The 21,319-nt window shown below is 71.8% G+C and carries 11 protein-coding genes; 5 read left to right on the forward strand and 6 right to left on the reverse strand.

Annotated elements, in window-relative coordinates; translation table 11 throughout:
• Positions 1-108 precede the first annotated feature (108 nt).
• Complete coding sequence (locus MNOD_RS09360; protein ID WP_015928615.1) at positions 109-1,092, forward strand: D-2-hydroxyacid dehydrogenase family protein; 984 nt, start codon at positions 109-111, stop codon at positions 1,090-1,092.
• On the opposite strand, the gene MNOD_RS09365 is transcribed toward MNOD_RS09360, so the two are convergent.
• On the reverse strand, positions 1,082-2,314 hold the full coding sequence (locus tag MNOD_RS09365; protein WP_015928616.1) for a polysaccharide biosynthesis/export family protein: 1,233 nt from the start codon (positions 2,312-2,314) through the stop codon (positions 1,082-1,084). The two genes, MNOD_RS09360 and MNOD_RS09365, sit on opposite strands and share 11 nt — an antisense overlap.
• Positions 2,315-2,968: 654 nt before the next feature.
• Here MNOD_RS09365 and MNOD_RS09370 point away from each other — a divergent pair.
• The gene (locus MNOD_RS09370) at positions 2,969-4,336 is read left to right on the forward strand and encodes a capsule biosynthesis protein (RefSeq protein ID WP_015928617.1); all 1,368 of its coding nucleotides are present in this window, start codon (positions 2,969-2,971) and stop codon (positions 4,334-4,336) included.
• 424 nt (positions 4,337-4,760) lie between these two features.
• On the forward strand, positions 4,761-5,828 hold the full coding sequence (locus MNOD_RS09375) for a phytanoyl-CoA dioxygenase family protein (protein WP_015928618.1): 1,068 nt from the start codon (positions 4,761-4,763) through the stop codon (positions 5,826-5,828).
• A 517-nt stretch (positions 5,829-6,345) separates the two neighbouring features.
• On the opposite strand, the gene MNOD_RS09380 is transcribed toward MNOD_RS09375, so the two are convergent.
• The gene (locus MNOD_RS09380; RefSeq protein ID WP_244424690.1) at positions 6,346-8,214 is read right to left on the reverse strand and encodes a capsular polysaccharide biosynthesis protein; all 1,869 of its coding nucleotides are present in this window, start codon (positions 8,212-8,214) and stop codon (positions 6,346-6,348) included.
• Positions 8,215-8,513: 299 nt separating this feature from the next.
• Between MNOD_RS09380 and MNOD_RS09385 the strand changes: the two genes are divergently transcribed.
• Positions 8,514-9,281: an SDR family NAD(P)-dependent oxidoreductase gene (locus MNOD_RS09385; RefSeq protein WP_015928620.1), complete on the forward strand. Its 768-nt coding sequence runs from the start codon at positions 8,514-8,516 to the stop codon at positions 9,279-9,281.
• 30 nt (positions 9,282-9,311) lie between these two features.
• Positions 9,312-10,160, forward strand: a complete 849-nt coding sequence (locus MNOD_RS09390; protein ID WP_015928621.1) for a formyltransferase family protein — start codon at positions 9,312-9,314, stop codon at positions 10,158-10,160.
• 116 nt (positions 10,161-10,276) lie between these two features.
• On the opposite strand, the gene MNOD_RS09395 is transcribed toward MNOD_RS09390, so the two are convergent.
• From MNOD_RS09395 to MNOD_RS09410, 4 genes are all read right to left on the reverse strand, one after another.
• The gene (locus MNOD_RS09395; protein ID WP_015928622.1) at positions 10,277-11,644 is read right to left on the reverse strand and encodes an aminotransferase class I/II-fold pyridoxal phosphate-dependent enzyme; all 1,368 of its coding nucleotides are present in this window, start codon (positions 11,642-11,644) and stop codon (positions 10,277-10,279) included.
• A 98-nt stretch (positions 11,645-11,742) separates the two neighbouring features.
• Positions 11,743-19,197, reverse strand: a complete 7,455-nt coding sequence (locus MNOD_RS09400) for a type I polyketide synthase (protein WP_015928623.1) — start codon at positions 19,195-19,197, stop codon at positions 11,743-11,745.
• A 399-nt stretch (positions 19,198-19,596) separates the two neighbouring features.
• Positions 19,597-19,833, reverse strand: a complete 237-nt coding sequence (locus MNOD_RS09405; protein WP_015928624.1) for an Lrp/AsnC ligand binding domain-containing protein — start codon at positions 19,831-19,833, stop codon at positions 19,597-19,599.
• A gap of 24 nt (positions 19,834-19,857) precedes the next feature.
• Positions 19,858-21,249: a UDP-glucose dehydrogenase family protein gene (locus MNOD_RS09410; RefSeq protein WP_015928625.1), complete on the reverse strand. Its 1,392-nt coding sequence runs from the start codon at positions 21,247-21,249 to the stop codon at positions 19,858-19,860.
• Positions 21,250-21,319 lie beyond the last annotated feature (70 nt).

Genomic DNA, 21,319 nt, shown 5'->3' on the forward strand with positions numbered 1-21,319 from the left:
GCGGCTGCACGCCTTTCGCGAGGCTCCGCGATGCGCCAGGATCCCCGGCATCGCTCCGCGACGGCGCCTTCCGGGGCGCCCTCGCGGCGTAGGCCGAGGGAGAACGGGATGACGGAAGGCGCTCCGATCCGGGTCGCGGTCCTGGACGATTATCAGAGGGCCGCCATGGGCCTCGCCGACTGGGCGAGCCTCGGTCCGGAGGTCGCCGTCGACGTCTTCGATCGCCCCGTGCCGCGCGCGGAGGCGGCGGCGCGGCTCGCGCCCTACGCGGTGCTCTGCCTGATGCGCGAGCGCATGCCGCTCGAGGCGGAGCTGGTCTCCGCGCTCCCCAATCTGCGGCTCGTGGTGTTCACGGGCGGGCGCACGCACTCCCTCGATGTCGCGGCGCTCGCCGCCGCCGGGGTCACGGTCTGCCACACCCGCACCGGCGAAGGGGGCGTCGCCACCGCCGAACTCGCCTTCGCGCTCATCCTCGCCTGCGCGCGGCATCTCCCGGCAGAATTCGCCCGCATGCGGGAAGGGCGGTGGCAGGAGAGCATCGGCACGGTGCTCGACGGGCGCACCCTCGGGCTCGTCGGGCTTGGACGCATCGGCAGCCGCATGGCGCGGATCGGTGCGGCCTTCGGCATGGTGCCGGTGGCCTGGAGCCCGAATCTCACGCCCGAGCGCGCGGCAGCGGGTGGTGCGGCCCTGGTGTCACGCGAGACCCTGTTCCGCGACTCCGACGTGGTGAGCCTGCACCTCGTCCTCGGACCATCGACCCGCGGCATCGTCGGCGCGACGGAGATCGGCCTCATGCGGCCGGACGCGATCCTCATCAACACCGCGAGGGGCCCGCTGATCGACGAGCAGGCCCTGATCGCGGCCCTGCGCGAGAGGCGGCTGCGGGCCGCCGGCCTCGATGTCTTCGACCAGGAGCCGTTGCCGCCGGACCATCCCCTGCGCGGCCTGCCGAACGCGGTGCTGACGCCCCATCTCGGCTACGTGACGGGCGCCACCTACCGGATGTTCTACGAGGACACGGTCGAGGCGATCGCCGCATGGCGGCGGGGCGCCCCGATCCGGGTGGTGGCGCCCGTCGTCAGCGCGTGACGCTGTAGATCGAGGCGCCGGCCGCGAGCGGCGCCGTCACGGTCGAGAAGACGCTGAGCACCTTCTGGACTTCGGTGAAGGGCGCGTTCGAGACGTAGACGAGATCGCGGTTGCGCATCCGGAAGGCCTGGTTGACGAACAGGCTGTTCGGGTCGCGCATGTTGACGCGGTAGACCACCGGAACCTGGGGCGCGCCGAGAAGCGGGCTGTTGGGGCGCAGGCGGCGCACCACGGAGGCCGGCTCGAACCGGAACAGGAACACGCCCGCCGGATCGGCCTGGAAGTCCGACAGGCCGCGCGCCTTGGTCAGCGCCTGCGCCAGCGTGATGCCGTCGGCGCTGAACGGGATCTCGGCCTGGGCGCCGAGCGCACCGATCGCCAGGAAGGTCTGCGGGTCGCGCACCAGCGTGACGGTGTCGCCCGGGCGCAGATAGATGTTCTCGCGCGGGTTCGACACGACGGTGAGCAGCGGCACGGTGGCAGTGGTCCGGCCGCGGGAGAGGCGCACGAAGGTCTCGTTCACGGGGGCCGATACGCCGCCGGCCGACGCGATCACGTCGAGGAGACGGTCGCCCCGCTCGGTGAGCGGCACCCGGCCGCCGCCGATCGAGGAGACCGGCCCGCGCAAAGCCGCCGCCGAGAGGCGGGCGCCGCCGCCGGCGCTCGCCGCCTCGCCCAGCACCGTCACGCTCGAGCTGAGCGGCGAGGTCACGGTGACCAGCACCTGCGGCTGGATCGCCTTGCCGGCGAGTTCCTGCTCGATCTGCGCCTGCACCTCCTGCACGCGCTTGCCGGCGACCGGGATCCGGCCCGCATAGGGCACCGTGATCGCCCCGTCGCGGCCGACGATCTGCTCCGGGATGGTCGAGGATTTCGAGCCGGCCGAGAAGCGGTCGGCGATCACCGGGCCGGAGAACAGGCCGCCGGTGCCGGCCTCCCAGATCGTCACCGTGATCGCGTCGCCGATGCCGATCACCGGTGCGATCGAGGGGCGGCGGTCGCCGAAGGAGGCGAGCAGGCTGTCGAGAGGGCGGCCGCGCAGGGCCTCGACCACGGCGGGGTTGACGTCGATGATCTCGTAGCGGGCCAGCAGGCCCTGGTCGGTGGCGACGTCCGCACCCTCGGTCACGGCACTGGCCGTGGGGCCGGCCGCGGGCAGGAAATTGCTGCAGCCGGAGAGCAGGAGAGCTCCCAGGACTGCGAGCGGTCCGACGCGCACCATACAGGTCCTCCACACCGAACGCCGCCGGCCGGAGCCGCGCGGACGTTCATCGTCCTTAAAGGCGCTAAAGGTCCGCGGCAGCACCGCGGGACGACATCCGCGCCCGAACTCATCTTCCAGAGCGGAACCTGTCCGGGTCCGGACGGTCCCGCGGCCGCGGATCACCAGCCGGAGCATCGCGGCACCGCAGCGGCTCCGGCGGCGGGCAACCTAGCAGGGAGCCTTGCCACAATCGATTGAACAGACCGGTCTGGGGGCCTCCGGGCGTGGGAGCCAGGACCTGTGTTGCACCGAGTCCACAGGCCGCCGCGAGGCGGGGCGGCGATGCGGGCCGACGGCCGCGCTTGGTCGAGCAGGAATGCGACGCTCCTATGGCGGCGCCGGCCGGCCCATGGCACAGCGGGGAAAACCATCGGCAGATCATCGTGTTTCCTTGTTCCTGCCGCGATTGCGGAGTTCCTGCCGCTCCGGAAGCGCGCCGCCGCTCCCCGCCCGTCTCCGGCCGGACAACGGCCGTTCCCGCTGCGCCCGCCCCCTTTGAATTTCGGGGAGTGTTGCGGGAATGCCATTGCCCTACCGGGGGTGGTCCGTACCCTTAAGTTGTGACGCGGCGTTGCCGCCCCGCCGTCCTGCAAACAGCCCCGAGGTGCCCGCGTGAGAGCTGATGCTGCGAGACACGGTGGAGCCGGACAGGCGGGCCGGTCCAAGCTGGACCGGACCAAGCGCCAGGTCTTCCTGTTCCTGCAGGGCCCGATCTCGCCGTTCTTCGCGGAGATGGCCGACGCGCTCGAGGCGCGCGGCCACCGCTGCCTGCGCGTCAATCTCTGCTTCGGGGATTGGCTGTTCTGGCGCCGCCCGGGCGGCATCGATTTCCGCGGCTCGCGGGAGAAGTGGCCGGCCTTCGTGGCCGACCTGATCGACCGCGAGGGCGTGACGGATCTCGTCCTGCTCGGCGAGCAGCGCTTCTACCACAAGGTCGCGATCGCGGTCGCGAAGGCGCGCGATCTCAAGGTGACGGTGACGGATTTCGGCTATCTGCGGCCGGACTGGATCACCTTCGAGCGCGACGGCATGTCCGGCGACAGCTGCTTCCCGCGCGATCCCGAGGCGGTGATGGAACTCGCCCGCGACGTGCCGGAGCCCGATCTCGCGCCGCGCTACCGGGACAGCTTCGTCACCCAGATCATCTGGGACATGGCCTACCACCTGATGAGCAACTGGCTCTGGTGGCTCTATCCCGGCTACCGCTCGCACCAGGTGCATCACCCGGCGCTCGTCTACCTGTCCACCGCGCTCCATATTCTGCGCGCCAAGCGCACGGGGCCGAAGGGGGACCGGCTGGTCGAGTCCCTGCGGGCGGCCGGCACGCCCTATTACGTGATGCCCCTGCAGATGGAGAACGATTTCCAGCTGCGGGCCTACTCGCCCTTCTTCGACCTCAAGACGCCGATCCACATGGTGATCCGCTCCTTCGCGGCCCATGCGCCGGCCGGGTCGCGGCTCCTGATCAAGATCCACCCGCTCGATCCGAACATCCGCAACTGGCGGCGCATCGTGCGTCGCTCGGCGGTGAAGTGGAACGTCGCCGACCGGGTCGACTACATCGATGGCGGCCAGCTCGCGGCGATGCTGGAGGGGGCAAGCGGCGTCGTCACGGTCAACAGCACGGTCGGGATGTGGGCGATGCGCGCCGGCAAGCCCACCATGACGCTGGGGGCGGCCGTCTACGACATCGAGGGGCTGACCTATCAGGGCTCGCTCGACCGGTTCTGGACCGAGGCGCAGCCGCCGCGGCGGGACCTGTGGGACGCCTTCATCAAGGCGATCGTGGCCAATATCCAGATACGCGGCGTGTATTACCGGCGCGAGGGGCTCGACGCCGCGGTCGAGGCCGGCGCCGCCCGTCTCGACCTCGCGCAGGGCACCTGGCTCGAAGTCCGCAGCCGGGCCGCCCGCCGCCAGCGCGAAGCGCCCTCCCGGCAGCCGGAGCTCGGCGCCATCGAGGCGATCCAGAACGTCTGATTCCCTCGCCGGATCGGTGTCCAGCAGCGTGCAGCGAGCGACGAAGCCGGCCTATCCACGACGGGCCGGCTTCGTCGCATTCAGGGATGCCCGGAGCCCCTGGTCCGGCCGGTGGCTGCACCCGCCTCCTTGAACAGGGCGTTCCGGCAGCGCGTCCGTCGCACCGGACCTGCAAGCCGCCCCGATGCCGGCTGGGGCTGCCATATGTTGGTCGACTGGCGCTCGTTCTGCCGGGGAAGATCAGTCTTGCTTTGGCAGTTTGGTCACATCCTGCCGATTTTACCGTTAGGTCGTGGCGGACGAGGGAACAGGCCACAGTTCGGTCGCGAAGATTCGCGAGCAGCGCAGGGTTCGCCGTCGCGGCGGGAACCGGTCGACCGTCCACCCGCGATGGCCGGACGGGAGGCAAGGAGCCGAACGAAGCATGGCCGCATTGACCCATACAGCCGCCCGCGCGGCCGGAGCCCTCGCATCGGTCGCCCGCGTGCCGATCTGGCTCGCGGGCGTCGCCGGGGCCGACAAGTCGTTCTCGAAGAACCCGATCCTCGGCAATCCGACGCTCAACCGCCTCGGCCTCCACGTGGCGCGCGTGCAACTGGCGGGCCGCATGGCAGAGCGCCGCCGCGCCCGCCTGGGCGCCCTGATCGATCCGGCGGATCGCGCCGCCTTCGATCGCGACGGCATCGTCATCAAGCGAGATTTCCTGGATCCCGAAGCCTTCCGGGCGCTCAAGGAGGAGGTCTTCGGGCGCTCCTTCCCGGCGCGGGAGCTGCGCCAGGGCCAGGCCGTCCAGCGGATGGTGCCGCTCGGGCGGGACAATCTTCCGGGGCTGCCGCAGCTCGCTGCGCTCACCCGGAACCCGACCCTGCGCGGCCTGACCTATTACGCCGCCTCCCGGGCCGGCGAGCCGGTCTATTACCTGCAGACCGTGGTGGCGGAGCCCGACGGCCCGAACGATCCCCAGACCGCGCTGCACGCCGACACCTTCCACGCCACCACCAAGGGCTGGTTCTTCCTGCATGACGTGGCGGAGGAGGACGGCCCCTTCGTGTACGTGCCGGGGTCGCACCGCGCGACCCCGGAGCGGCTCGCCTGGGAACGGGAGCAGAGCATCGCGGCGCGGAGCGCCGCCAACAGCCATCATGCCGCCGGGTCCTTCCGCATCCGCGAGGAGGAGCTCGGCGCGCTCGGCTACGGAAAGCCGGTCCGGGTGGCGGTGCCGGCCAACACGCTGGTGATCGCCGACACCTTCGGCTTCCATGCCCGCGCCCCGAGCCTGCGGGCGAGCACCCGCGTGACCGTGCACACCTATATCCGGCGCAACCCGTTCCTCCCCTGGACCGGGCTGGATCCCAAGGCGCTGCCGGGCCTGCGCGGTCGCGAATTGTCGCTCTACCTGGGCTTCCAGGATCTGAAGCGGCGGCTCACCGGGCGCGGCGCCCCCTGGAGGCCGGTCGGTCCGGTGCCGGTCGACGCTCCCGCGCAGGTGTAAGCGCGGCCCGCCGGGTGGCAGGCCCGACCCCTGCGGCCGGGCCTCGATCGAGAACTCACCCTCTTCGGGTGAGGCATGACGTGGGGCGCATCCTGAGAAGACGGTCGTGGAGGCCCCGACGGCCCTCATGCTGAGGAGCGCGGCGGCTTCCCGCACCTCAGGTTCGCGTCAGCCCGCGCGACGACGTTCGCCTGACGTGTCCGGAGACGATCGAGGATCGTCTCGCCCGGCTTCCCCTCGCCTGCTCTCCCTGTCCCGGGCGCATGCAGCGTCAGCGGAATGCGACCCGGGATCCAGCACGAGACCTTGCCGCGCAGCGGCTCCGCCTTTCAGCACCGTTGCGGAGAGCGGTCGCTTCGCGGCAGGTCCTCATGCTGGGTCCCGGATCTCCTTCCGCTGGCGCTGCAGTCGTGCAGGCCCGAACGGGCCCGGAAAGAGGGAGCGGGACAGAGGCGGAGAATCCGGAAGGGGCGGAGAACCTGTGATCCACTCCCCGAACGAACCGTCCGGAACCGGATCACCCGCGGTGCAGGACGTGGCGCCAGAGCAGGGACCAGACCTGCTTCATCACCGCCTCGGGCGTGAGCGTGCGCCGCGTGAGGGCGGGATCGCCCTCGGCAAGCCGGCGCACCAGTACCTCCGGCGAGCAGGGCAGGCCGGTGCGGGGATCAATGTAGTGCGGATAGGCGATCAATGCGCCCGCCACCAGCTCGTCGAGGGTGAGCCGGCGGGTGCGGCGCGGGCAGGGCGGGCTCTCGCTGAGGCCCCAGCCGGCATAGAAGGGCAAGCCGTGGGTGGTCACGGTCTTGCCCCGCAGCAGCGCCTCGAAGCCGATCAGCGAGGTCAGCGTCTCGACATGGTCGGCCGCATCGATCGCGTCCGCTGCCGAGACGTCGCGCAGCACCATGTCGGCATGGGCCGCCAGTTCCTCCGGCGGCACCGAGCCGGGGCGCAGCCCCGCCTCGACATCCGGATGCGGCTTGAAGGCGATGATCGCCTCCGGGTGGCGCTCCCGGGCCTTGCGCAGCAGGGCGGCGTTGGTGCGCAGGTCGAGCGTGCCGAGGCGGATCGAGGCGTCATTCTCGACCTGACCGGCCACCAGCACCACGGGGCCCGGCCGCGGGGGCTGGGGCATCGGTGCCCCTCCGACATTGTACTTGCTGACCCGGGCCGCGACGATCGCCTCGCGCAGCCGCGCGGCCCGGGCGAGCATCGCCTCGTCGAACCGTGCGGTCTGAAGCATCTCCTCCAGGTCGCTCGGACGCGTGGCGTCGTAATAGACCCCGCTCCGGTCGAGCACATGCGAGGCGCCGGGGCGCAGGGCGACGCCGAGCCCGATCGAGCGCAGGAAGCCGTCCTCCATCCGCAGCAGTGGCAGACCGGCCTCGCGGCAGGTCGCCTCGGTGCCGTCCGGCATCCGGCTGGCCCAGGCGATGACCCGCTCGAAGCCCTGGAGATCCGCGGCCGAGACGCGCTCCATGGGGCGCGCGATCACCGGCCGGTTGCCGGGCGACGCGAAGGTCTCGGAGACGGAGCGCCGCTTCCAGGCGGAGAAGCCGAGGCAGAGCGTGCGGGCCGCGTTCTCGCGCTGCCGGGCGACCACCAGGGACAGGACGTCGAGGGCGTCCTCCAGCCGGCAGGCCTCGTCGCCATAGGGGTCGAAGTAGCGCGAGCAGACGATGTAGGCGGCGGCGAAGACCTCCTCGGGCCGGCGCCGGCGCGAGCGGCGGGCGAGGTGGAGCCGGTCGTCCGTGAAGCCCCATCCAGCGTAGAACGGCAGCCCGAAACAGGTGACGGACCGGCCCGCCAGCGACGCCTCGAAGCCAACATGGCTTGTGACGACGAACAGGCGGTCGCAGGCATCCGCCAGCGACCAGGCCGAGACGGGCTCGGTCACGAGGCGGGCCCCGTGCCGCTGCGCGTCCTCGGCGCCGATATGGCCCGCAGCGCCGAAGGGCGCGGACGGATCCATCACCACGACGCGCTCGGCGCCGGGATGCTCGGCCGCTGCCGCTGCCAGCATGGCGCTGAAGCAGGTCGCGCCGGCGAGCCCGAAGCCGATCGTCGGATCGGTGCGGGCCTGATCGATGATGGCGACGCGCCGGATCCCGGGCGCCGGCGCGCCGATGAGGTCGGAGAGTGCGCGTCGGCGGGGGTCGTTGTCGAGGCTCAGCCGCTCAGTGCGCAGGCGTGCGATGCAGGCGCCGGCCCGGGCCAGGATCTCGGGCGTTTCCCAGCCCCCTTCTTCGAGCATGATCTCGAGCTCGCTCGGGGCGGTGGCGTCGTAGTAGATGCCGAGCCCATCGACGATGGAACTGAGATCCCGCACGCCCTTGGGCTCGGGAAGGCGCAGGAAGCCCTCGTCCCAGCGGTCCGTCAAGCGCACGCGCCGCGAGGTCGGATCGCTGCCCAACCGCCGCGATCGGCCCGGTGTCGGAGCCTCGCTGTCGGACGGAGTCCGGGGCCAGAACCGCTTGAGCTTGCCGTGATCCATCCGTTGCTCGCCTCGGGCGGGTCTGCGCTCGCCGCGGGTATGCGCCCGTTCCATATCGGCATGGCGGCGTCAAGCGTGGCGGCACTCCATCCCGGGGCAATCGCCCTGCGGTGCTTCCGGTGTGCCCGCCGGGCGGCTATAGCCGGGCCGCCGGGCGGGCATGCGCCCGCTCCGAGAGAGGAGCCGGCCGCATGCCCGTCATCCTGATCACCGGCGCGTCGAGCGGGATCGGCGCCGCCCTCGCTCAGCACTACGCGGCGCCCGGGACCACGCTCGTCCTCAACGCGCGGGGCGCGGATCGCCTGGAGGCGGTGGCGGAGACCTGCCGCCAGGCCGGTGCGGAGGTCGAGACCCGCGCCCTCGACGTGCGCGACCGCGGCGCCGTGCGCGCCTGGATCGGCGACGTCGCCACCCGCCGCGGGCTCGACCTGGCGATCGCCAATGCGGGGGTGAATGGCGGTCACCCGGAGGGCAGCGTCGAGACCGAGGACACCGCCTTCACGGTGGTGGAGGTCAACCTGTTCGGGGCGCTCAACGTGGCGCTGCCCGCCATCACCCGCATGCAGGCGGCGGGGCGGGGGCAGGTGGCCCTGATCTCGTCGCTCGCCGCCATCGCGCCGCTGCCGGACGCCCCGGCCTATAGCGGCACCAAGGCGGCCCTGCTCGCCCATGGTCTTGCCCTGCGCCAGAAGGTCGCCCCGCTGGGCGTGCGGATCAACGTCGTCTGCCCCGGCTACGTGAAGACCGCGATGGGCGGCAACTACCAGGGCTGGCGGCCTCTGGAGATGACCGCGGAGGCGGCGGCCCGCCGGATCGCCAGGGGGCTCGACCGCGACGAGGCGGTGATCGCCTTCCCGGCGGCGCTGGCGGCGGCGGCGCGGGGGGCCTCGCTGCTGCCCGAGCGCCTGCGCCGCCTCGGCATGAGCGGCTTCACCTTCAGGATCCGCGCGGGCGGCTGAGGCCGCTCGCCGCGAACCGGGAGTCCCGCGTTGCGGATCGCATTGTTCACCCTCGAAGCCCTCGCCAATGCCCGGGCGGTGCGCCGCTTCGTGGCGGATCACGCGGGCGAGATCGCCGTCGTCGGGCTGTCGGATCCGGAACGGCCGGGCGTCGGGGGCCTCACCGGTCAGGTGCGGCGCCATCTTCTCCGGTCGGGGCCGGGATTCCTGCCCTATCTGGCGGTGAATTTCGGCCTGCCGGACCTGCTGCGGGGCCTCGCGCCGGCAACTCAGCGGCTCGGCGGCTCCCTCGACGTGCCGGAGGCGACGCCCCTGCACAGCCTCTGCAACCGCCTCGGGCTGCCGCATGCGGTGATCGAGGACGTGAACGCGCCCGGGACGGCCGCGCTCCTGGCCGAGCATCGGGCCGACCTGATCGTCTCGTTCCACTTCGACCAGATCTTCGCTGCCGCCACCCTGGCGGCAGTGCCCCTCGGCGGGATCAACCTCCATCCCTCGCTGCTGCCGCGCTTCCGCGGGCCGGTGCCGACCTTTCACGCGCTGCTCGACGAGACGCCGACCTTCGGCGTGACCGTGCACCGCCTCGCGCCGGCGATCGATGCCGGCGGGATCCTGGCGCAGGAGGCCGTGACGCTGCCCGGCGACGTCACCGCCTCGCGCGCGGCCATGCAGCTGCACGAGGCCGGCCGGCCCCTCCTCGACAGGGTGCTGGCGGAGGTGCGGCGGGACGGCCGGATCCCGGCCGGGCGAGCCCTGCCGCTGCTGCCCTATTGCGGCTTTCCCACGCGCGCGCAGCTGCGCGACCTGAAGCGGCGGGGGCGGCGCCTGGTCGATGCGCGCGATCTCGGCGAGGCGCTGAGCCTGTCCGTGCGGCGGTGAGGATCGGGGAGCACCACGGAACCCCTCTCCCGCACGGGAGAGGGGTTCCCGCGGTTCCCGCGCCCTCCTGTCTCCGAACGGATCAACCGGAAAACCGGATCACCCGCCCGATGATCCTACGAGCGCCGCGCGATCAACCGCTCGACCAGCGAGCCGCCGCGGTTCAGTTCCTCCACCTCGTCGGCGAGCGCCGCGATCGAGGTGCGGATCTGTTCGGGCGTGTGCTCCGAGGTCATGAAGAAGCGCAGGCGCGAGGAGCGCTCCGGCACGGCCGGGTGGATGATCGGCTGGACGTTGATGCCGCGCTTGAACAGCCGGTCGGACAGGGTCACGGCCTTGAGCGAGTCGCCGATGATCACCGGAACCACCGCGAGGCCGAGGCTCGTGCCGGTATCGAGGCCGCGGCTGCGGGCCTCCGCCAGGAAGAGGCTGCCGTTGCGGCGCAGGCGCTCCACCCGCTCGGGCTCGCGCCGCATCACCGCGAGCGACGCGGTGGCCGCCGCAGCCAGCGGCGGCGACAGGCCGACCGAGTAGACGAAGCCCCCTGCGGTGCATTTGAGGTACTCGACGAGCGGCGCGCAGCCGGCGATGTAGCCGCCGCAGGACGAGAGCGTCTTCGAGAGCGTGCCCATCCAGATGTCGACGGAGCGCGGGTCGACGTCGCAATGCTCGTGCAGCCCGTGGCCGTTCCGCCCCAGCACGCCGAGGCCGTGGGCGTCGTCCACCATCAGCCAGGCGCCGTAGCGCTCCTTGAGGGCGACGAAGCCCGCGAGGTCGGGGGCGTCCCCGTCCATGCTGTACAGGCCCTCGATGACGATGAGGGCGCGGCGGTGCTCGTGGCGGGTCGCGTGCAGGAGGGCTTCGAGCGCCGACAGATCATTGTGCTGGAAGCTGCGGCGCTGCGCGCCGGAGAGCTGCGCACCCGTCACCACGCTGTTGTGGATCAGGGCGTCGTGATAGATCACGTCGCCCGGCTCCATCAGGGCGGCGATCGTCGCGACATTGGTGGCGTGCCCGCTCACCATCGCCACGCAGGCTTCGGTGCCGTAATGCGCGGCGAGCGCGCGCTCGAGGGCGAGATGGCCCGGCCGCTCGCCCGCCACCACGCGGCTCGCCGAGGCCGAGGTGCCGAAGGCCATGAGGGCCTCCTGGGCCGCCGCCGTCACCTCCGGGTGCCCGTTGAGCCCGAGATAGTCATAGGACGAGAAGTTGATCAGCGTCTCGCCGTCGATGCGGGTCGTCGCCCCCGCCTTCGCGTCGTGGACGCGGAAGAACGGATTGCCGAGGCCGATGAGCTCGGCGGCGGAGCGCTGGAGCTTCAGCTCCTTGTAGCCGGGCAGGCTCTCGAAATCCTGCGCCGGCACGAGGGCGGGCGTCGAAGCGGGGCGCGCGGCGGTGGGGCGCGCCGGGGCCTTGCCGAGGCGGGCCGCCACGAAGCCGGCCAGGGCCTCGCGTCCGCCGGAGGGTTTGGTGGATCCGGTCATCTCAGCATCAATCCGTGAACAGGCTCGTCACCTACAAGACGAGTGCGGCGATATCGGGATGATCCGGAACCGGCGCGGCTTGCGCCGCGCCGGCGTGCTCACAGGATCACCTTGATCTCGCGGCTCTTCTCTTCGACGAGGGCCTGAAGCGGATCGAGCTGGCTCGCGTCCAGGCTCTCGCCCGCGTGGCGCTGCGCGAGGCTGAGCACCGCGGCGGCCCCCTCGTCGATCGGCGCCGCCACCGACTGGATCAGGGTGTCGGCCAGCTCGACGATGGTCTGGCCGCTCGACACGCCCGCCGGCGGTGCCTCGAGGCCGAAGCGCTCCTGCAGGCTGGCGCCGAGCTCGACCCCCATCAGCGAGTCGAGGCCGATCTCCGAGAGCTGCCGCACGCGGCTGAGATCGTCCTTCGGCAGGCGCAGGATGCGCGCGACATCCTCCACGATGGCATCCGCCACCACCTTGCGCACCTCGTCGATGTCGAGGCTGCGCAGCAGGGACGGGATGCTGATCGCGGTGACGCCGCCGGCCTCCGCCTGCTGCTCGGAGCCAAGCGCCGCATAGCTCGGCGCCTTGAGCGTCGCGAGGCGCTCGCGGGCCTTGCCCCAATGCATCGCGGCGATCGCCACCACCGCATCGTCCGGGGCGGGCCCCTGGAGCCCGAGGGCCTCGGCCATCAGGTCGAGGGACTTGCGCGCCTCGACCGGCGTCACGCCGACGCGCTCGGAGAGGGTCTCCATCACGGCCCGGTTGCGGGCGAGCACGCCCACATCGCCGATCGCCCCCCAGGCCACCGCCAGCGCCGGCAGGCCGAGGCGGCGGCGCTGACGGGCGAGGCCCTCCATGAAGCCGTTCGCCGCCACATAGGCGCCCTGGCCGGGATTGCCGATGAAGGTCGTGGCCGAGGAGAACAGCACGAAGTAGTCGAGATCGCGCGAGCGGGTCAGGGCGTCGAGGTGGCTCGCCCCCGTCACCTTCGGCGCCAGCACCGCCTCCAGCGCCGCCGGGTCGAGATTGGCGATGAGCCCGTCCTGAAGCACCATCGCGCCGTGGATGATGCCGGCAAGCGGCGGGCCCTCCGCCTCGACCTCGTCGAGAAGGCGAGCCACCGCCTCCCGGTCCGTGGTGTCGCAGGAGGCGACGCGCAGGTTCACGCCGCTTCCCCTCAGCTCGGCGATGGCCGAGAGCGCCGCCTCGCCCGTCGGAGCCTTGCGGCCCACGAGCACGATGTGCCGGGCGCCGCGATCGGCGAGCCAGCGCGCCGCCTCGATGCCGAAGCCGCCGAGACCGCCGGTGACGAGGTGACTGCGGTCGGGCGCCACCACGAAGGGGCGGCGGGTCTCGGCCGGGATCGTGCCGGGCTTCGGCGGCGCGATCACGATCTTGCCCACATGGCCCGACTGCTGCATCAGCCGGAAGGCGTCCGACACTTCCTCGGCCGCGAAGGGCTGGTAGGGCAGGGGCTTGAGCGCCCCGTCCGCGAACAGGGCCATCACCTCGCGGAACAGCCGCTGGCCTTCCTCGGGCTGGAACTGCAGCAGCTGGTCGAGATCGACTCCGAAATAGGACAGGTTGCGGCGGAAGGGGCGCAGGCCGATATGGGTGTTGGCCACGTAGTCCCGCTTGCCCAGCTCCACGAAGCGGCCGAAGGGCTTGAGGACGTTGAGGCTGCGCTCCATCGCCTCGCCCGAGAGGCTGTTGAGCACCACGTCGACGCCGTCGCCGGTGATGCGGCGGATCTCGTCCACGAAGGCGAGCGAGCGGGAATCGAGCACGCGCTCGGCCCCGAGCGCCTTCACGAGGGCGCGCTTCTCGGTCGAGCCGGCCGTCGCGATCACCCGGGCCCCGCGCAACGAGGCGATCTGCAGGGCCGCGAGGCCGACGCCGCCCGCCCCGCCATGGACCAGCACCCACTCGCCCGCCTTGAGATGGGCGAGGGTGACGAGGCCGTAATAGGCCGTGAGGAAGGCGACCGGCGTCGTGGCGGCGGCCTGAAGGCTGATGCCCTTGGGCGCCCGGGCCACCACCATCTCCGGCACCACCACATGGGTGGCGAAGCCGGACTGGGCGAAGGCCACCACCGCGTCGCCCGGGGCGACGGCGGTGACGCCCGGGCCCACCGCGGCGACGCGGCCCGCACATTCGAGGCCGAGCCGGGGGCCGGCGAAGCCGTCCTCCAGGATCTCCTCGGGCAGCATCGAGAGCGCCCAGAGCACATCGCGAAAATTCAGGCCGGTTGCCTCGACGGCGATCTCCACCTGGCCCGGCCCGGGCGCGACGCGCTCGGCCGGTCCCCAGCGCATCTCGTTGAGCCCGCCGACGGCGCTGCGCTCCAGGCGCGCCGCGGGTGCCGCGGCCGCGTCGGGACCTAAGCGCAGGCCACCCGATCCCGGCGAGAAGCGGACCACCCGGGTGCGGTCCTCGTCCAGCACGATCTCCGTCTCGGGGGTGCCCGAGAGGATGAGGTCGCGCAGGCGCTCGGCCGAGCGCTTGGAGGAGAGGGCCGACGACAGGTCGATCCGGCGCACATCAAGGCTCGCCACCTCGTTGGCGAGGGTTCGGGTGAAGGCCCAGACGCCCGTCTCGACGCTGCAGATCTGGCCGCCGTGGTCGCGGGTGGCGCCGGGGCAGACGACCCAGAGCCGCGTGGGACGGGTGCCGAGATGCTCGACGCAGCGCTTCAGGCTGAGGCAGCGGTCGCGCAGGTGCTCGGCCGGATCGCCGCCGCGCGCGAAGGCTCCCGCGAGATACACCACCGTATCGGGGGTCTCCCGCGCCAGCTCCCGCAGCGACACCTCGGAATCGAGGATGATCGAGACATGCACGCCGCTCGCGACGAGCAGCGTCGCCAGCGAGGACGCGGTCTCGGCCGCGAATTCGTCGTTCGAGCCGATGATGAAGGCGAAGGTCTGGCCCGGCGCCGGCTTGGGACGCGGCGGCGCCTCGGCGAGCAGCAGGAGATCGTTGCCGGCCTCCGTGGCGGCCCGGTCGGCCGCGACCTTCACGAGACCGGCGGCGGAGAGCGTCCGCTGCCAGCCCGCGACATCGTCGAGGCGTCCGACCGGCAGGGTGGCCTCGCCCTCGAACCAGCCGGGGCTGAGCCCGAAGACGAGATCGCGGAACAGGGAGGCGGCGGGCTCCACGGCGGCGAAGAGGCCGCCGGTCGCGAGGCTCGCGGCGAGCCGCCCGAGGAGATCCCGGTCGCTGCGGTGGAGCACGTCGCTCGCCAGCACCGCATCGACGCTGGCCGGGGCGAGTTCCGCCGCATCCTCGATCACGCTGACGCCGGCCGGGAGGGCGAGCCGGGCCCGCTCGGCGAGGCGATGATCCGCCTCGAACACGGTGAGCTTCGCCTCGCAGGCGGCCGCGAAGGCCGCGACCTGCGCGGAGAGCGGGCCGTAGCCGATCTGGAGGAGGCGCAACGCCCGGTCGCGCGGCAGCGCCGACTGGCTGCGCTCGAGGAGCCGCATCAGCGTCGCCGCCGAGGCGCGCACCGTGGCGCCGCGCAGCGCGAAGCCGTCCAGGGCCGCCTGCGGCAGGACCGGCGGCTGCGTCAGGGCCCCGTCGAGGAGACGGCCCACCACCGCGCCGAGATCCGCGCAGAGCAGCAGCTCCGCCGAGAGGTCGGGATGGTCCGCCGCGATCCAGCGCATGATCTCGTCGGGATCGGGCAGCGTCACGTCGGTGCGCAGCCGCCAGCGGCCGTTCTCCGTGCTCTCTGCGAGGCCGCTGCCTTCGAGGGCGATGAGCTGATTGACGAACCACGCCCGCAGCGCCGCCGGCACCTGGGGGGTGGCGGCGAGGTCGATCATGCCCCCGCGGGACAGGCCCCGGGCGAGCCGGTAGGCGAGCGCCGTCGCCCAGCCTTCGAGCAGCATGTGGCCGGGCGCGAGCACGGCCTCGCCCTCAGCGATCACGCTCGGCGCCTGCCGCCGGACGATCGTCGCGACCGAGGGCTGTGGCTCGAGCGGAATCGCGGTCGGCTCGGTGGCGAGCTCCGTCGACTGCCGGATCAGGTAGGCGTCGAGGTCGCCGCCGGCCTTGCCGCGCAGGGCCTGGAAGCGGCCTTCGCGCAGGGTGGCGATCACCGCGCCCTCGGCATCGAGGAGGGTGAAGTCCGCCAGGATGCTGCGCTCGTTGCAGCGCAGGGTGCGGATCACCGCGCGGGCGATCACGGTGCCGGGCCGCAGCAGCCGCACCTCGCCGAAGCGCACCGGCACATAGGCCTTGGTGGCGCTCTCGCCGAGGAGATCCGCGAAGAGCAGGATCAGGCCGTGGAAGCAGGAATCGAGGCGCGACGGCACCAGGCCGAAGCGGGGATTCGCCTCCGCCGGCACGAGTTCCGACACGATCGTCGTCTCGTCGATCCGGGCGCTGCGGGCCACCTGCCGGAAGCTCGGGCCGAAGCCGAGCCCTGAGCGCAGCGCCCGCTGGTAGAGTTCGTGGCCCTCGACGACCTGCTCGTCGGGAAGCGCCACCGTCACCGGAGGCGGAGCCGGCCGCTCGCCTTCCACGATCTTCGCCACGGCGTGGAGCTGCCACGCCGCCTGGGCGAGCCGCGGCCGGGAGAGGATCTGCACCTGGTTGATGCCGGGCGCGAACCGCGCCTGCACCTCGCGCAGGGCCTCCTCGGAGAAGATCATCGGCTGCTGGATCTCGACATCCGCCAGCGTGACGGCGTCCGAGCCCAGATGCTCGCGGGCGACCGCCAGGGCCATCTCGACGAAGGCGGCGCCCGGGAGGATCGCCTGTCCGTCGATGCGGTGATCGTCGAGGTCCGGGTTGGTGGCGAGGTCGAGATGCGCCTGCCATTCCAGCCCGCCCGCGAACAGGCGCGAGCCGATCAGCGGGTGGTAGGGCCGCGGGCTCGCGGGGCTCAGCACCTCCGTGGTCTCGGCGAGCCGGAAGGTCTTGCGCTGCCACGGATAGGTGGGCAGCGCCACCGCGCCGGCCGGATCGGCCCCGAAGGCGACGTCCTCGTCCAAAGCCGCGCCCTGCACCAGGGCACTCGCCAGCGCCTGCAGGAAGGGATCGCGGTCGGTCGGCTTCTTCTGCAGCACGCCGACCGTGGCGCCATCGATGCCGAGCGGCTCCAGGCAGTCGCCGATATGCGGCAGCAGGGTCGGACGCGGCCCGACCTCCACGAACACCCGCGCCCCGGCCTTCGCAGCCGCCTGCACCGCCTCGCTGAACCGCACCGGCTCGCGGATGTTGCGCCACCAGTAGCCGGCATCGAAGCGCTCGCCCGGCAGCACATCGCCCGTCACCGTCGAGGCGAGCGGGACCGTGCCGGCCGCAGGCGTCAGGCCCTTGAGGTCGCGCAGGAGCGGCCCCTCGATCGGATCCATCAGGCGCCCATGGAAGGCGTAGTCGAGGTCGAGCTTGCGCCCGCGGCGGCGCTTGCGAGCGATCGCCTTCATGGCGGCCTCGATCGAATCGACGGGGCCGGCCACCGTCACGGCCTTCGGGCTGTTGAACGCCGCGATGTCGAGGTCCGGAAAATCGACGAGGAAGCTCTCCACCTCCTCGACGGGCGCGAGCAGCACCGCCATGGTGCCAAGGCCGCGCGTGCTCTCCTGGTGCTTCGAGCGGTTGAAGATCACCCGCACGGCCTGGTCGAGGCTGAGGATGCCGGCCGCTTCCGCGGCTGCGATCTCGCCGACCGAGTGGCCGAGGATGATGCCGGGCTTGAGGCCGAGGGCGCGCAGGGAAGCGGTCGAGGCGCTCTGGATCGCGAAGATCAGCGGCTGCGATACGCTGGTGAGCGCAAGGCGCTGGTCGAGATCCTCGGCGAACAGCGCCTCCTTGAGCGACCAGCCCGAGAGCGGCCCGAACAGGGCATCGACCGCGTCGAAGCACGCGGCGAAGACGGCGCTCGTCGCGTAGGCGTCCCGGCCCATGCCGGCCCACTGGCTGCCATTGCCCGAATACACGAAGGCGACCGGCCCGGCGCGCTCGACCGCGGTGCCGAGGGCGGCGCCCTGCGGCTCTTCCGCAGCGGCGACGGCCCGCAGGGTCTCGGCGATTGCGGCGGGATCGGTCAGCGGAACGGCGAGGCGCGCGGGCAGGCGCTCGCGGCGGTGGGCGGCGGCGGCGGCGATCCGGGCGAGTTCCGCCGGCTCGGCTCCCTCCAGCCGGTCGGCATAGGCCTCCGCGAGGTCGTTGAGGGCGGCCCTCGTCTGCGCCGAGACCAGCAGCACCTCGGGAGCGGGAGCCGGCGTCGCCCCGGCCGGCCGGACGGGCTTCGCCGCGCCCTTGGTGTCGGTCACCTTGGGGTCGGTCAGGATGACGTGGGCGTTCGTCCCGCCGAAGCCGAAGGAGTTCACGCCCGCGAAGCGCTCAGGCCCGGTCCGGGGCAGGGGCCGCAGGGCCGTGTTGACCGAAAGGTTCAGCTCGTCGAAGCGGATGCCGGGATTGAGCTCGTCGCAATGCAGCGAGGGCGGCAGCAGGTCGTGCTCGAGGGCGAGGCTCGCCTTGAGCAGCCCGGCCAGCCCCGAGACCGGCTCGGTATGGCCGATATTGGTCTTGATCGAGCCGATCGGCAGCGGGGCCGAGCGGGCGCGGCCGAGCTTGGCGCCGATGGCGCCGGCCTCGATCGGGTCGCCAACCGGCGTGCCGGTGCCGTGCGCCTCCACGAAGGAGACCGCATCGAGGTCGATCCCGGCCTCGCGGTAGATCTCTTCGAGGAGCACGCCCTGGGCGTAGCCGGAGGGAAGCGAGATGCCGGTGGTGCGCCCGTCCGAGTTGACCTTGGAGGCCGCGATGACGCTGCGCACGCTGGCGCCGGCGCGCGCGGCGGCCTTTGCCGATTGCAGCACCAGGACCACGCCGCCCTCCGCCCGGACATAGCCGTCCGCCTTCGACGAGAAGGCGCGGCACAGCCCGGTGCGCGACAGCATCGAGGCATTCGAGAAGGAGACGAAGTTGAACGGGCTCGCGAGCACGTTGACGCCCGCGACCACCGCCGTGTCGATGCGGCCGGAGGCGATCGCCGCCACGGCGGCGTCGAGGGCGACGAGCGACGAGGAGCAGGCCGTGTCGAGGGTGAAGCTCGGCCCCTTCAGGTCGAAGATGTAGGAGATGCGGTTCGAGAGGATCGACAGCGTGTTGCCGGTCGCCGCATAGGCGTCGCCGGAGGCCACGTCGAGCACCCGCAGGTTGCCGTAATCCAGCGACGAGGCGCCCACGAACACGCCCACCTCGCTGCCCGCGATGGCGGAGGGGCGCAGGCCCGCATCCTCGAGCGCCTCCCAGGTCAGCTCCAGCAGCAGACGCTGCTGCGGGTCCATCTGCTCCGCCTCGCGCGGCGAGATGCCGAAGACGGTCGGGTCGAAGGACCAGATGTCGTCGAGCACGCCGGCGGCCCAGGTGTAGCTCTTGCCACGCTCCTGCGCCCGCGGATGGCCGAGACGCTCCAGCGACCAGCGGTCCTCCGGAATCCGCGAGACGGCGCAGCGACCCTCCACGAGAAGCTGCCAGAGGCCGTCGATACCGGTTGCACCCGGGAGCCGGCAGGCTCGGCCGATGATCGCGATGTCAGGACGATGTCTCACGTTCGGTACGCACGCTCGCTCATTGGGGAAGCCGGCGGTTTCGTGCCGACGCGGACCTTCCTAAGCCATAGTATGCAACCTGAGCCGAGGCCAACCCCCGGAGGCCGCCGTAATCCCACCATCCGTACCAATACGCGAACAGTGTTGCACATCTTCATCAGTCAAACTTGTGTCGCAAAGAGTGGCAGCTTGCCCTCATCCGCAGCACATCGACAAGTTTCTCAAGTTGGCACGGGGCAGGGGTACGGTTAAGTTAACGCCGCTCCGCCCTGTGCTCGCCCGGGTGAACAATAAACGTGAAATTCGGGTCGTATTGCGGCAGCCGCGGGTCGGGCAGGGCGAAATGGACCGCCTTGCGGCGCGGGCGGGCCTGGGGCGCGACCACCGGACAGGCCGGATTCAGAAGGCCTTGAAGGTGATGATGGTGCGGGTGTCCTGGATGTCGGGAATCGTCTGCACCTGCGCGGCCACGAAATGGCCGATATCCACGTCGTCGTCGACGTGGAACTTCGCCAGCACGTCGTAATGCCCGGCCGTGGAATAGATCTCGGACGCGATCTCCCGGTCGGCGAGGGCGCTGGCGACCGAGTAGGTGCGCCCGAGCCGGCATTTGATCTCGACGAAGAAGGTCTGCATCGGCTTTCAGGCTCCGCAATCGACTCAACCGGGCGGAAGGCCCGTCCCGCCCCCGGCAGACGCGCCGTCGCGGTGCGGGACCTCTTCGGCGGACATCACCGCGCCGCGCTCAGGGGCGCGTCCGACGCTGGTATAGGCGAAGCCGTACCGGCGGGCATCCTCGGGCCGGTAGACATTGCGCAGGTCGACGAGGACCGGGGCCGCCATCACGGCCCGCAGCCGAGCGAGGTCGAGGGCCCGGAACGCGTTCCACTCGGTCACGATCACCAGCGCGTCCGCTTTCTCCGCACAGGAATAGGGATCCTCCGCATACTCCACCCCGCTCAGAAGCGGACGGGCCTGCTCCATCCCCTCGGGGTCGTAGGCCACCACCCGCGCTCCCGCATCCTGGAGCCCGGCGATGATCGCCAGGGAGGGAGCGTCGCGCATGTCGTCGGTGTTCGGCTTGAAGGTCAGCCCCAGCACCGCGATCCGCTTGCCCCGCACGCTGCCCCCGCAGGCCAGGATCACCTTGCGGGCCATCGCCCGCTTGCGGCTGTCGTTGACCGCCACCACGGTCTCCACCAGCCGCACCGGGCTGCCGGCATCCTGCGCCGTCTTGACCAGCGCCAGCGTGTCCTTGGGAAAGCAGGAGCCGCCATAGCCCGGGCCCGCATGCAGGAATTTCGGCCCGATCCGGTTGTCGAGGCCGATGCCGCGGGCCACCTGCTGCACGTCGGCGCCGACCTGCTCGCACAGATCGGCCATCTCGTTGATGAAGGTGATCTTGGTGGCCAGGAACGCATTGGCCGCGTACTTGGTCAGCTCGGCGGTGCGCCGGCTGGTCACCAGGATCGGCGCCTGGTTGAGGTAGAGCGGGCGGTAGAGCTCGCTGATCACCTCGGCGGCGCGGGCCTCCTCGGCGCCGATGACGATGCGGTCGGGCCGCTTGAAGTCGGCGATGGCCGCGCCCTCGCGCAGGAATTCGGGGTTGGAGACCACGGCGACCTCGGCCGCGGGGCGGCTCTCGCGGATGATGCGCTCGACCTCGTCGCCGGTGCCGACCGGGACGGTGGACTTGGTGACCACCACGGTGAAGCGGGTGAGCGCCTGGGCGATGTCGCGGGCGGCCTGGAACACGAAGCTGAGATCGGCAAAGCCGTCGCCGCGGCGGGAGGGGGTGCCCACCGCGATGAAGACCGCATCGGCATCCGCCACGCCGGCGGCGAGGTCGGTGGTGAAGGAGAGCCGGCCCTGGCGGACGTTGTCAGCCACCAGGGTGTCGAGGCCGGGCTCGAAGATCGGCATGCGGCCGGCCGTGAGCGCCTCGATCTTGGCCGGGTCCTTGTCGACGCACACCACATTGTGGCCGAAATCGGCAAAGCAGGCCCCCGAAACCAGACCGACATAGCCGGATCCCACCATTGCCACGCGCATCTCGACCCCCGTCCTGCGCTTCGGCCGGCCCGGCACGCCGCCTGGGTTCCGATCCGGAGCAATCCTCTAG

Origin of the sequence: Methylobacterium nodulans ORS 2060, assembly GCF_000022085.1 — a bacterium.
GTDB classification, from domain to species: domain Bacteria; phylum Pseudomonadota; class Alphaproteobacteria; order Rhizobiales; family Beijerinckiaceae; genus Methylobacterium; species Methylobacterium nodulans.